Origin of the sequence: Bacillus sp. DC4300-2b2 (assembly GCF_049895685.1) — a bacterium.
GTDB lineage: Bacteria > Bacillota > Bacilli > Bacillales > Bacillaceae > Bacillus > Bacillus safensis.
The window spans coordinates 632,057-645,488 of the sequence record NZ_JAFCSW010000003.1 but is presented as its reverse complement, the minus strand read 5'-3'; the positions used below and the strand labels follow the sequence as shown (position 1 = coordinate 645,488).

The 13,432-nt window shown below is 41.9% G+C and carries 13 protein-coding genes and 1 other annotated feature; of the genes, 12 read left to right on the top strand and 1 reads right to left on the bottom strand.

Annotation, left to right across the window (positions count from 1 at the left end):
* Positions 1-12: 12 nt before the first annotated feature.
* Entirely contained in the window at positions 13-1,044 is a 1,032-nt protein-coding gene (gene ysxE, locus ACP69X_RS13330) for a spore coat protein YsxE (RefSeq protein ID WP_075611719.1), read from the top strand.
* Between the two features lie 53 nt (positions 1,045-1,097).
* On the opposite strand, the gene ACP69X_RS13325 is transcribed toward ysxE, so the two are convergent.
* Entirely contained in the window at positions 1,098-1,286 is a 189-nt protein-coding gene (locus tag ACP69X_RS13325) for a hypothetical protein (RefSeq protein ID WP_003216497.1), read from the bottom strand.
* 168 nt (positions 1,287-1,454) lie between these two features.
* Positions 1,455-1,684, top strand: a binding site (T-box leader).
* A gap of 59 nt (positions 1,685-1,743) precedes the next feature.
* Between ACP69X_RS13325 and ACP69X_RS13320 the strand changes: the two genes are divergently transcribed.
* The 11 genes from ACP69X_RS13320 (at position 1,744) to minD (ending at position 13,373) form a co-directional block, all read left to right on the top strand.
* Entirely contained in the window at positions 1,744-4,386 is a 2,643-nt protein-coding gene (locus tag ACP69X_RS13320; RefSeq protein ID WP_426052739.1) for a valine--tRNA ligase, read from the top strand.
* Positions 4,387-4,451: 65 nt separating this feature from the next.
* Entirely contained in the window at positions 4,452-5,756 is a 1,305-nt protein-coding gene (locus ACP69X_RS13315; RefSeq protein ID WP_423358283.1) for a bifunctional folylpolyglutamate synthase/dihydrofolate synthase, read from the top strand.
* A gap of 147 nt (positions 5,757-5,903) precedes the next feature.
* Positions 5,904-6,635, top strand: coding sequence for a prepilin peptidase (locus ACP69X_RS13310; RefSeq protein ID WP_041086471.1), 732 nt, complete (start codon positions 5,904-5,906; stop codon positions 6,633-6,635).
* 156 nt (positions 6,636-6,791) lie between these two features.
* Positions 6,792-7,808 (top strand): SPOR domain-containing protein, encoded by a 1,017-nt coding sequence (locus ACP69X_RS13305; protein ID WP_041086874.1) that lies wholly within the window; start codon positions 6,792-6,794, stop codon positions 7,806-7,808.
* Positions 7,809-7,985: 177 nt separating this feature from the next.
* Positions 7,986-8,555 (top strand): Maf family protein, encoded by a 570-nt coding sequence (locus ACP69X_RS13300; protein WP_426052738.1) that lies wholly within the window; start codon positions 7,986-7,988, stop codon positions 8,553-8,555.
* A 47-nt stretch (positions 8,556-8,602) separates the two neighbouring features.
* The gene (radC, locus tag ACP69X_RS13295) at positions 8,603-9,277 is read left to right on the top strand and encodes a RadC family protein (RefSeq protein WP_029706175.1); all 675 of its coding nucleotides are present in this window, start codon (positions 8,603-8,605) and stop codon (positions 9,275-9,277) included.
* A 90-nt stretch (positions 9,278-9,367) separates the two neighbouring features.
* Positions 9,368-10,387 (top strand): rod shape-determining protein, encoded by a 1,020-nt coding sequence (locus ACP69X_RS13290; RefSeq protein WP_007501538.1) that lies wholly within the window; start codon positions 9,368-9,370, stop codon positions 10,385-10,387.
* A 27-nt stretch (positions 10,388-10,414) separates the two neighbouring features.
* Complete coding sequence (mreC, locus tag ACP69X_RS13285; protein WP_041086466.1) at positions 10,415-11,314, top strand: rod shape-determining protein MreC; 900 nt, start codon at positions 10,415-10,417, stop codon at positions 11,312-11,314.
* Complete coding sequence (gene mreD / locus ACP69X_RS13280) at positions 11,311-11,829, top strand: rod shape-determining protein MreD (RefSeq protein ID WP_041086464.1); 519 nt, start codon at positions 11,311-11,313, stop codon at positions 11,827-11,829. The genes mreC and mreD overlap by 4 nt, the downstream gene beginning before the upstream one ends.
* Before the next feature lie 54 nt (positions 11,830-11,883).
* Positions 11,884-12,567: a septum site-determining protein MinC gene (minC, locus tag ACP69X_RS13275; RefSeq protein ID WP_041086462.1), complete on the top strand. Its 684-nt coding sequence runs from the start codon at positions 11,884-11,886 to the stop codon at positions 12,565-12,567.
* Positions 12,568-12,569: 2 nt separating this feature from the next.
* Positions 12,570-13,373, top strand: coding sequence for a septum site-determining protein MinD (gene minD / locus ACP69X_RS13270; RefSeq protein WP_017358134.1), 804 nt, complete (start codon positions 12,570-12,572; stop codon positions 13,371-13,373).
* Positions 13,374-13,432 lie beyond the last annotated feature (59 nt).

Sequence of the window (13,432 nt, the reverse complement as noted above, 5' to 3'; positions counted from 1 at the left end):
TGGTGAGTGAACGTGGATGAAATCCAATCTGTCTTATACGAATACGGACTTGAGGCTGAATATATTGAACCTGTCAGTCCTGTTGTCATCAAGGTATATACAAAGCAGGGTGTATTTGCCCTGAAGCGAGTAAAAGCCAATCGGCATATGCAATTTACAGAACAAATGCTTGAACTAGAATCAAAGGGCTATCGCTCCTTTGTTCCGATTTATCGGACGAAGAGCGGTTCCTTTTTCTCAAGTCATCGGGAAAGCCAGTATGCATACTATCTGATGCCGTGGCTGACGAATGAAAAGAGAGAAGAGCAGGACGATAAGCACGAATATTTATTTCAAGAGATTGCAAGACTTCATAAGCGGACTGAAGTCATGATGGATATCACAGAGCAAGAGATAGAAGCGCATTACACCCAAATCAAGACCAAATGGGAAACAGAGAAAGACATGTATGAACGATTCATAGAGCGGGCAGAACAAACGTGGTATATGTCGCCATTTGAGCTGGCCGCTGCTATGTATTTTTCAGAGGCGATGTCTGCCAGCGAATTTGCGCTTGAGCGTTTAGAAGATTGGCATGAAGAAATGAAAGACAAAGAGACAACGCGTGTTGTGCTAAATCATGGACAGCTATCGATCCATCATTTTTTGTATAATGATGTAGGAACAGGACATTTCACCAATTTCGAGCGGTCTAAAAAAGCCGCCCCCATCTATGATCTTCTGACCTATTACTTTCGGACATTCAAAACCTATCCCACGTCTTGTCCTGAATGCACTTCTTTGTTTTATACGTATCAAAAAGGAAACCCTCTTCGGGAGGAAGAACTGCATTTGTTCCTAAGCTACCTTGCTTATCCGCAAGGGCTGTTTGATACAGTAAAAGCCTATGAAGCAGGCGGGCAGGATGAAATGGAAAGCTGTCAGCAGCTGTTAAGAGCGTATTGGCAGATGAAAAATTCTGAGCCGACCGTCATGAAGATTCATGAGATTGAGCAGGCTAGACGGCTTGAAGAAGAACAAAGTGCCTCGTCATCAGCGGAATGACGAGGTTATGCTGCGTTGGCTTTATATGGGCAGGTACATAAGCATGAGTTTTTTTAAAACCAATCAAGATGAAAGGCACAGGCGAGAAAAATAAGAATACCTAGAATGAGGACGTCAAATGTTGTAGGGAAAATGATCGTACGAAATCCTTGAAATATAGCAATCGGGAGAACGACTTGGGAGGCAACTGCCCGAATTTGTCTCAGCCAGGGGGGGAGTGTGTAAGGATTGATCTTCTTCAAATCAAACGCCCTCCTTCTTCATTTTGTTATTATCATATGGGCAAAAGGGCGAAGGGTGCCTGCCCAATTTGTATAAAGAAGAAGAAAAGCGGAAAAGATGATTGACGAAAACAAAAGGCATTTAGTAATATAAATAAAAGATGAGTATGTGCTGATGAACGTGATATATCGTAAGCGTGGATCAGGAAGAGTACGAGCAAGACCCTAAAGAGAGGGAAGCCAAGAGCTGAGAGGTTTCCTAGGATGTACTTGTTTGGAAGGTCGCCTGTGAGCTTAATTTCTTGAATGAACAAGTAGAGAAATTCGGGAGAACCCCGTTATCCTTTAGAGTGTATGGGACACGTGTATGTGTCTCGTGAAAAAAGGTGGTACCGCGAAAAAGCTTTTTCGTCCTTTTATAAGGATGGAAAGGCTTTTTTTATGTTTCATCAGCCGAAAAAATGTGGAGGTTACACAAATGGGAACAAATAATCAAGAAATGCCAACAAAGTACGATCCTAATGCGATTGAAAAAGACCGCTATACGTACTGGCTTGAAGGGAAATTCTTCGAAGCACAAAATGACAAAACGAAAGATCCATATACAGTCGTCATTCCTCCACCAAACGTGACAGGAAAACTGCATCTTGGGCATGCATGGGATTCTACACTCCAAGACATCGTGACGCGTATGAAACGGATGCAGGGCTATGACGTTCTTTGGCTTCCAGGTATGGACCATGCCGGTATTGCGACTCAGGCAAAAGTCGAGGCAAAGCTTCGCGAAGAAGGCGTAAGCCGGTATGACCTTAGCCGAGAAAAATTTGTAGAAGAAACGTGGAAGTGGAAAGAAGAATATGCAGATTTTATTCGCAGCCAGTGGGCGAAGATGGGCCTTGGTCTCGATTACTCCCGTGAACGTTTTACTTTAGATGAAGGTCTGAATAAAGCCGTTCGCCAAGTATTTGTTCAATTGTATGAAAAAGGGCTTATTTATCGCGGAGAGTACATCATTAACTGGGATCCAGCAACGAAAACGGCACTTTCTGATATTGAAGTGATTTATAAGGATGTTCAAGGTGCGTTTTATCACTTGAGATATCCGCTTTCAGATGGCACGGGTTCAATTGAAATTGCGACAACAAGACCTGAAACAATGCTGGGGGATACAGCCGTAGCCGTACACCCTGATGACGAGCGCTATCAGCATTTGATTGGAAAAACAGTGGTTTTACCAATTACAGGCCGCGAAATCCCAATCGTCGGTGATGACTATGTCGATATGGAGTTTGGTTCAGGTGCTGTGAAAATTACACCTGCTCATGATCCGAATGACTTTGAGCTTGGAAACCGCCACGGGCTAGAGCGTATTCTTGTCATGAATGAAGATGGCACAATGAATGCGAATGCCCTGCAATATAAAGGAATGGACCGCTTCGAATGCCGCAAACAGCTTGTGAAGGATTTACAAGAAGAAGGCATTTTGTTCAAAATTGAGGACCACATGCATTCAGTTGGTCATAGTGAGCGAAGTGGAGCTGTCGTTGAACCGTATTTATCAACACAATGGTTTGTGAAAATGCAGCCGCTGGCAGACGAAGCTATTCATCTGCAAAAAGGTGACGACCAAGTTCAATTTGTTCCAGACCGATTTGAAAAGACATATTTACATTGGATGGAAAATATCCGTGACTGGTGTATTTCTCGTCAGCTATGGTGGGGACACCGCATTCCGGCTTGGTATCATAAAGAAACGAAAGAAGTATACGTTGGACTTGAAGCACCAGAAGATATTGAGAACTGGGAACAGGATAACGATGTACTTGATACATGGTTTAGTTCAGCGCTTTGGCCGTTTTCTACAATGGGCTGGCCGGATGCAGACAGTGAAGACTTCAAGCGCTACTATCCAACAAATCTGCTTGTAACTGGCTATGACATCATTTTCTTCTGGGTATCCCGCATGATCTTTCAAGGTCTTGAATTCACAGGAGAAAAACCGTTCAAAGATGTCCTCATTCATGGGCTTATCCGCGACGAACAAGGGCGTAAAATGAGTAAGTCGCTCGGCAACGGAATTGATCCAATGGAGGTCATCGACAAGTACGGTGCGGATTCATTAAGATATTTCTTAGCGACTGGAAGCTCACCAGGTCAGGATCTTCGTTTTAGCTTTGAAAAGGTTGAATCCACTTGGAACTTTGCGAACAAAATTTGGAACGCATCCCGCTTTGCTTTAATGAATATGGATGGTTTAACGTATGATGAGCTTGATTTAACAGGAGAAAAATCAGTTGCTGATCAATGGATTTTAACACGCTTAAATGAAACAATTGAAAGTGTCACACAGCTTGCTGACAAGTATGAATTCGGTGAAGTGGGCAGACACTTATACAACTTCATTTGGGATGATTTCTGTGATTGGTACATTGAAATGGCGAAGCTTCCGCTTTATGGAGAAGACGAAGCAGCGAAAAAAACGACTCGTTCGATCCTTGCGTATGTATTAGATCAAACGATGAGACTTCTACATCCGTTTATGCCGTTCTTAACAGAAGAAATCTGGCAGCATCTACCGCATGAAGGTGAGTCCATTACTGTTGCGGCATGGCCTGAAGTGAAGCCGGAGCTTTCCAACGAACAAGCTTCTGCTGATATGAAGCTGCTTGTGGAACTCATCCGCTCTGTTCGTAACATTCGCAGTGAAGTGAACACACCAATGAGCAAACAAGTAGAGCTTTACATTAAAGCCTCTACATCTGATGTGCAGGAACGCTTAGAGAAAAACCGTTCATATATTGAGCGCTTCACGAACCCAAGTGTTCTTGAAATTGGCACAGATATCCCAGCTAGTGATAAAGCGATGACGGCTGTTATTTCTGGAGCAGAACTCATTCTGCCGCTTGAAGGCTTAATCAACTTAGATGAAGAAATTGCTCGTCTGCAAAAAGAGCTTGATAAGCTGACAAAAGAAGTGGAACGAGTACAGAAAAAGCTTGGCAACGAAGGCTTTATGAAAAAAGCGCCTGAAAGTGTCGTAGAAGAAGAGCGTGCGAAAGAACGTGATTATGTCGCAAAACGCGAAGCTGTTCAAAAGCGTATTGAAGAGCTGAAAGCATAAGGTTGAAAAGACGGCTCCTAATGAAAGGGAGTCGTCTTTTTTGAAAATTTCGTATGAAATGAGAGATGACATTGTTTACAACCTATCATGAAGCGATTGATTGGATTCACAGCAGACTGGCCTTTGGCGTAAAACCGGGTCTTGAACGAATGAAATGGCTGATGAACAGACTAGGAAATCCAGAACAAAGTATAAAAACAGTACATGTTGCAGGTACAAATGGTAAAGGATCAACCATTGCGTTTACGCGTTCTGTTTTGCAGGCAGCCGGCTATTCGGTCGGAACTTTCACCTCTCCGTTTATACTAACGTTCAATGAAAGAATCAGCGTGAATGGAGTGCCTATAGAAGATGAAGAATGGCTGAGTTTGGTGAATGAAATCAAGCCTTTTATTGACGAATTAGATCAAACAGAGCTTGGCGCAGCGACAGAATTTGAGATTATTACAGCATGTGCATTTGCTTATTTTGCCCATTTGCACGAAGTAGACTTTGTCCTCTTGGAAACAGGGCTTGGCGGAAGGCTTGATTCTACAAATATTGCTGTGCCTATTTTAACAGCGATTACGTCGATTGGTCATGATCATATGGCCATTTTAGGTGACACACTTGAACAAATTGCAGCTGAAAAAGCGGGCATTATCAAAGAGGGTATTCCAATGATCACGGCAGTTCACCAGCCTGAAGCTCTTGCTGTCATTCAAAACACAGCCAAAGAAAAGAATGCTGAATGTATTTCATTACATGATACTTGTAGCTTTGATGAGCAGCAGCCGACAGAAACAGGTGAACGTTTCACGTTACGCACATCAAAAAAGCAGTATCCGCAGCTTGAAACAGGATTAATCGGAACGCATCAAAGGCAAAATGCTTCCCTTGCTGTTTTACTCATTGAATGGCTGGAGCAAGAAGGCTATATTAGTGTGACAAAAGAGCAAATATATGAGGGCATTCGGCAGGCAGCTTGGGCTGGGAGATTTGAAAAAGTCAAAGATCATCCTCCAGTGTATTTAGACGGCGCTCATAATGAAGAAGGGATCGACCGTTTAATTGAAACTGTACAAGCTCATTTTTCTAGTAAACAGGTGCATATATGTTTTAGTGCTTTAAAAGATAAGCCGTACAAGCAAATGATTCAAAAGCTTGAAGCTGTCAGTTCTTCCATCCATTTTGTTTCATTTGATTTTCCAAGAGCCGAATCAGCTGAAAAGCTTTATGTATGCAGTCAGTTAGAGGCAAAGTCGTATGATGATGACCCTCGTACAGTGCTTGAGTTCATCCAGAAAAAAAGTGATGATCCTTTAGCGGTGATCATTGTGACAGGCTCTCTTTATTTTATTTCAGATATACGAAATCGTATGATCGGGTAACACAAAAACGCAAATGGCTTCAATGCCATTTGTGTTTTTTTCTTTTGATATGCAGATGGAAAGTAAAATCATATTTTCGCTATGTGCTCAATGAATACGATCGTGATAAAATCCGGTCTATCTTATTCTCGGAAGGGGTCACGATATATGATAGGCATTTTTGTGTTTCTTGCAGGCATCACCATGGGGTCGTTCTTTCATCTAGTTGGTGAAAGGCTGCCACTTAAGCGGTCTATTCTTTTTCCTCGTTCTCACTGCACAGTGTGTAAACAGCCGCTTTCCCTGCACGAGATGATCCCGCTCGTTTCGTATGTGTTATTGAGGGGAACTTGTAAACATTGCGGCACTCGGCTGTCTTTGCTATATCCACTGGTTGAGCTGCTGTCAGGCAGTCTTTTTTTGCTCATGTATAGAATCGCTGGTATTTCGTTTGAAGGTCTTTTTCTTGTGATTCTTTGTAGTTTATTTGTGATTGCTGTCGTGAGTGATCTTCTTTATATGAGGGTGCCAAACGAGCTGTTTCTCTTCTTTTTCCCTCTTTTCGTCATATACCGCACGCTTGAACCACTTTTTATTTGGTGGGAAGGAGCGGCTTCGCTTCTTTTTTGCTTTCTCATGTTTTATAGTTTAGATCGTTTCAAGCCAAATAGCATGGGCGGTGCTGATATGAAGCTGTTCGGTGTGCTTGCGTTTTGCTTTGGCTTCAAGCCATTCCTTCTCATTCTTTTCCTCTCATGTATCGCTGGAATCGTCTATACGAAGGTTTTTTCTTTCCGGTTAGATGAGCCATTTCCCTTTGTTCCTGCGATCTCTTTTTCTTTTTGGCTGTATCTCTATGGAGCTCATGTCATGCTCCCATTCGCAGGGTCGATCGGTTGAAAAAATTGGCGAACACTTTTTTTCCCTGCCGACAAAAGTCTTGTTCTTTTTTTTATCCGCTATGTTAAAGTGTGAAACAGAAAGAAGGACGGGTACATTCGCGCTGATTCATTGGACAAAAAGGTCTTTCTTACAAACAATGTCAGAAAGCGGGGAATGACAGTGAAAAAAAGGCAGGCAAAAAAACAAGGGTTAAAAGTCAATATTAATGGCAAAGAAGAAATGCTTCATGAAGATGACCACCAGCCGCCAAAACAGCAAGAGGATGATCAAGTGACGTTTTCGAATTGGGAGGAAAAAAGGCAGTCAGAACAGGAGACAGCTGCATCTGAGGAAGAACCGGCTAAACCGAAAGAAGAAGATTTCCAGTGGGATGATGCAGCTGATCATATTTATCATTCTGATCCAAAGGTCGTCACACCTTATCAAAAGAAAAAAGGTTCCTTTGATCAGAAGTTCGGTAAAAGCCGCGGCCCGTTTAAGAGAGTGATGACAACGATTGTGTTTGCAGTGGTTCTTGGGACAGGCCTTGGTGTGTTTGCACTTAGCTTAAGCCAAGATGGTACTCAGAATCCTTCAGGAGGAGATATCAGCGTTTCAGCATCCGGAAATCAATCATCGATGAAAGCAGGCGGTGATGCGCCGCCAGCAGATACTGCTAATGAATCAAAAGAAAATAAGGATGAAAAAAGCGCCTCTGGCCATTTTTCCACATATGTCGTACAGGCTGGAAAGTTTTCCTCTGAAAAAGGAGCAGATGAATTAGTTGGCAGTTTAAAAGAAGCAGGGTATGCGGGGAAAAAGATCTCAATGGATGATGGCTATTATGTCATTGCTGGGCTTGCGACAGAACAGGGCATGACAAGTGCTGTTGGGAAGAAGCTGATTGATCAGCACTTTGAGGCATGGGGAGGCAAGGAGCTCTCATTTCAAGTACCAGATGAGCTGACTAGTTTAATAGAAAAGGCATCTGTATTATCCTCTAAGGTCATTGCAGGAGATGATGTGGATCAAAAGGAGGTTACGCAGCTGATCTCTGAGCTTGAAAGTGCCAAAACAACGGATGCACCAGCTAAAAGCAGTTTGCTGAAAGCGGTGCAGCTGTTAAATGAACCTACTGCTGAAAACGGGTGGAAATCTCAGCAGGCACTGCTTGATCAATTAAATACGTAAAATCATATTTTAAGAAACCAAACTAGTCAAAAAATGACTAGTTTTTTTCTTTTGCATCCAACATAATGATGAAGGAACATGAAAAATGAATTTTCGTAAATTGTCGGTAAGATGTACATTTGATAGGATGAATGGGTATCTTACTTCTTAGGCTAAACCCTGAAAGGATGAACAAACATGAACCGATTGATTCTCGCATCTCAATCACCTAGAAGAAAAGAATTGCTTGATCTAGCAGGGTTTTCTTATGACATTCAAGCAAGTCAATTAAAAGAAGAAATAAATCGAAACCTTTCTCCTGCAGAGAACGTCCAATGGTTGGCAGAACAAAAAGCAAATGATATTCAAACACTATATCCCGAAGCAGTGATCATTGGTGCAGATACGATTGTTGCAATTGACGGCAAATGTCTTGGAAAACCAAAAGACAAGGAAGAAGCGGCCTCAATGCTTCAATTATTGTCAGGAAAGACACATCAAGTCTTGACGGGTGTCACAATTCAATCAGAGAATAGAAAAGAAACATTTTATGAACAGACAGAAGTAACGTTTTGGACACTTACGCAAAATGAAATAGACCGCTATATCGAAACGGGAGAACCGCTTGATAAAGCGGGAAGCTATGGCATTCAAGGAAAAGGCGCACTGTTTGTTCAAAAAATAGATGGTGATTATTTTTCCGTTGTAGGTCTCCCTATTGCCAAAACAGTTAGAGTGCTCGAAACATTTGGAATCACCCCTTTTTGATGACAGGAAGGAATCTAAAAGGAGTGGGCATCATGAACGATTTCCCTATGTTGCTAAAGCATTTTCCTCAAGATGAAAAGCCGAGAGAACGATTGATCAAATATGGTCCTGGCAGTCTGTCAAACCATGAACTTGTTGCGATTCTTTTAAGGACAGGCACAAAAAAGGAATCAGTTCTTCAAATTTCCGCAAGACTTCTGCAAACATTTGGCGGTCTTCGCACTATAAGAGAAGCCTCAATTGAAGAAATGTCGAAGATTCGAGGAGTTGGAAAGGCAAAGGCGGTCTCTCTTTTAGCTGCTTTAGAACTTGGCACTAGATTACACCATCAAACGACGGACAACCGCTATGTGATCCGCACACCAGAGGATGGGGCAAACTTTGTGATGGAAGATATGAGGTTTTTACAACAGGAAAATTTCGTTTGTCTTTATCTCAACACAAAAAATCAAGTTCTTCATAAACATACCGTGTTTATTGGAAGTCTGAACTCATCCATCGTTCACCCGCGTGAAATTTTCAAAGAGGCCTTTAAACGGTCCGCTGCTTCATTTATTTGTGTGCACAACCATCCATCTGGAGATCCGACGCCCAGCAGGGAAGATATTGAAGTCACACAGAGACTATTTGAATGTGGAAAGCTGATTGGAATACAGCTGCTTGATCATCTTGTCATAGGTGATCAAAAATTTGTGAGTTTGAAGGAAAAAGGGTATTTGTAACACTTTTTTTTTCAATGTTTTACGATATAATAGAGTTTATGAGTTTTTCCCTAAAGGGAATTTTGGTTTAAGAAAGGAAGATACATACATATGTTTGGAATTGGTACAAAAGACCTTGGAATAGATCTTGGAACAGCGAATACGCTTGTTTTTATTAAAGGAAAAGGCATTGTTGTGAGAGAACCTTCGGTCGTAGCTTTGGAAACTGATACGAAGTCTATAGTGGCGGTCGGAAATGATGCTAGAAACATGATTGGCCGTACACCTGGTAATGTTGTGGCACTACGCCCAATGAAAGACGGAGTCATTGCAGATTACGAGACGACAGCAACAATGATGAAATATTACATTAATCAAGCATTAAAAGGCAAAGGGCTTTTTGCTCGTAAACCCTACGTCATGGTATGTGTGCCATCTGGCATTACAGCTGTAGAAGAGCGTGCAGTCATTGATGCAACAAGACAAGCTGGTGCACGTGACGCTTACCCGATTGAAGAACCATTTGCTGCGGCAATCGGTGCTAACCTGCCTGTATGGGAGCCAACAGGAAGTATGGTTGTGGATATTGGCGGCGGTACAACAGAAGTAGCGATTATTTCTCTTGGTGGCATTGTGACATCACAATCAATTCGTGTTGCAGGTGATGAAATGGATGATGCGATCAGCAGCTACATCCGTAAAACGTATAACCTGATGATCGGTGATCGTACGTCAGAAGCGATTAAAATGGAAATCGGTTCTGCGCAGCCTGATGTACATGATGAGATGGACATTCGCGGACGTGACCTTTTAACAGGTCTGCCAAAAACAATCTCTATTACGGCAGAAGAGATTGCAAAAGCGCTTCGCGATACGGTGGAAACAATTGTTGATGCAGTGAAAATGACTCTTGAAAAAACCCCGCCTGAGCTGGCAGCAGATATTATGGACCGCGGAATTGTTTTAACAGGAGGCGGTGCATTACTGCGTAATCTTGACAAAGTCATTAGTGATGAAACGAAAATGCCAGTCATTATTGCTGAAGATCCGCTTGACTGTGTGGCGATTGGAACAGGGAAAGCACTAGAACATATTCATTTGTTCAAAGGAAAATCAAAAGATAATCGATAATCGGGCGTAATTAAAGAGGTGTAAGACATGCCGCAGTTTTTTATGAATAAAAGATTAATGTTGCTCCTTGTCTGTGTCATCGTACTGGTGGCCATGATTGGTTTTTCAGTGAAAAGCGGCAGAGGTGCTTCATGGCCGGAAAAATTAGTGGGGGATACGACAGGCTTTTTTCAAGGTGTCTTTCATAAACCATCACAATTTATTGCCGGTATTTATGGGAACGTACAAGATTTAAAGAACACATATGATGAAAACGAACGTCTTCGGAAAAAACTTGATGGACAAACCCAATATGAGGCGAAACTTCAAGAACTAGAAGATGAGAACAAAAAACTTCGCAAACAGCTTGGCTATGTGAACTCTATTCGTGACTACACGCCAATTCTATCAACTGTTATCGCAAGAAACCCATCTCTTTGGGATAGCTTTGTGATGATTGATAAAGGGAAAAAACAAGGCGTTGACAAAGATATGGCGGTCACAAATGAGAGTGGCGCATTAATTGGGAAGATTGAAAGCGATAAGCTCAACAATTTTTCTTCAACTGTAAGGTTGCTAAGCTCTACTGACCAAAATAATAGAATTTCAACGAAAATTTTTGCGAAAAAGGGTAAAGAAGAACTCAATGGAATCATTAACGGTTATGACAGCAAGAAAAAAATGCTGACTATGAATATTCTAAAATCCGATGCAGATGGGGATGTCAAAAAAGGAGATCTTGTTGAAACATCTGGAGCAGGGGGCGTATTCCCGCAAGGCTTGACGATTGGTAAGGTGAGTGAAATCGAGCCAGACCATTACGGTCTGACAAAGATCATTTACGTAGAACCAGCGGCTGAACTCAACAATTTAGACCGTGTGATTGTGGTGAATCGCAGCACAAGTACAGCAGATGCATCTGAATTGACGAAGGGTGAAGGCTCGTGAAACGTGTCCTTCTTGCTTTCGTCATGTTGTTTATCTTCGTATTTGACAGCATTTTTGTCGATTTAGTGAAGCTCCCATTTGTTTCAGAGAATCAAATTTTAGCTCCTCATTTCATTTTACTTGCACTTGTATTTATGACTGCTTTTATGAATCAAAAATATGGTGTGATTTACGGATTTATCTTTGGACTTTTATATGATATTTCATATACAGGCATACTTGGTGTTCATATGTTTGGCTTTGGGGCGCTTTGCTATTTGCTAGCAAAAGCCTTTAAAGTTCTGCAAACGAATATGTTAGTCGTCGTCTTTCTGTCGATTATTGCTGTTTCCGTCATGGAGTTTTATGTATACGGCGTTCAAGCGACAATTCAACCAGGGATTATGCCGTTTAATACGTATGTCATCGAACGCTTTATTCCAACGATTCTTTTAAATACTGCTGCGTCTCTCATACTTGTTGTGCCGCTTAGGCTCTTTTTCATCAATGTGAAACAAGGACTGATCGACGAATAAAAGCAGGAGTTTGTCCAATTACGGCGAAATGAGTATGTTGTTGAGGTGAGCATCTTGAAAACTCAAAAACAGCAATATGTGACGATAAAAGGTACAAAAAACGGATTAACATTACAGTTAAATGATGACTGTTCGTTTGATGATCTTCTTTCTGGCTTGCGAGAGGTTCTTTTACTTGAGCAATATACAGATGGAAGAGAAGGACATAAGGTCAATGTGCATATTAAGCTTGGTTTTCGTTATTTAACGGAGGATCAGGAGAAGCGTTTGACTGAAGCGGTGTCTGAAAATGAACATCTCGTTATCCACTCCATTGAAAGTGACGTCATGTCAACTGAAGAGGCGAGACGATTAAAAGCAGAGGCTGAAATTACTTCTGTAGCAAAAATTGTACGCTCTGGACAGGTGCTGTATGTCGAAGGAGATCTTTTATTAATAGGAGATGTCAATCCTGGCGGAACGATTCGCGCAGGAGGAAATATTTTTGTGCTTGGCGCATTAAAAGGTGTGGCGCATGCTGGATGTAATGGCAACAAACAGGCTGTTATTGCGGCATCTCATATGATTCCAACACAGCTTCGCATCGCACAAGTTTTTAACCGTGCACCAGACCAAAAAGAAGATGGAAATGAAATGGAATGTGCTTATTTAGATATAGATGGCAATATGATCATTGAACGCCTGCAGCAATTGGCTCATATAAGACCTAATCTGACAAGGCTTGAGGGAGGAATGTGAAATTGGGCGAGGCTATTGTGATTACCTCAGGAAAAGGCGGCGTTGGCAAAACAACAACATCTGCAAACTTAGGCACAGCACTAGCAATTCAAGGGAAAAAAGTGTGTCTAGTTGATACCGACATCGGACTTCGGAATCTGGATGTCGTGATGGGGCTTGAAAACCGCATTATTTATGATCTAGTTGATGTAGTAGAAGGAAGATGCAAAATTCACCAAGCGCTTGTAAAAGATAAGCGTTTCGAAGATCTTTTGTATCTTTTACCAGCTGCTCAAACAAGTGATAAAACGGCTGTGGAGCCGGAACAGATCAAAGAATTAATTCAATCATTGAAGCAAGACTTTGATTATGTTGTCATTGACTGCCCTGCTGGAATTGAGCAAGGCTTTAAAAATGCTGTATCCGGTGCAGACAAGGCCATTGTCGTGACGACACCTGAAATCTCAGCTGTGAGAGATGCGGACCGAATCATCGGTTTGTTAGAACAAGAAGATATCGAACCGCCTCGTTTGATTGTCAACCGTATTCGTACACACATGGCGAAAAATGGCGATTCAATGGATGTAGATGAAGTTGTACATCACTTATCGATTGATCTACTCGGCATTGTAGCAGATGATGATGATGTGATTAAGGCTTCAAACAATGGTGAGCCGATTGTCATGGATGCTAAAAACAAAGTATCGATTGCCTATCGCAATATTGCCCGCCGCGTACTAGGCGAATCTGTTCCGCTTCAATCCTTTGAAGAAGAAAACAAGGGAATGTTTGCAAAGCTGAAAGCATTTTTTGGTGTAAGAGCATAATCGATATAGAAAACCTTTGCAATCTAGGAAGGACAAGCACCGGAGCGCAGACCTGACAA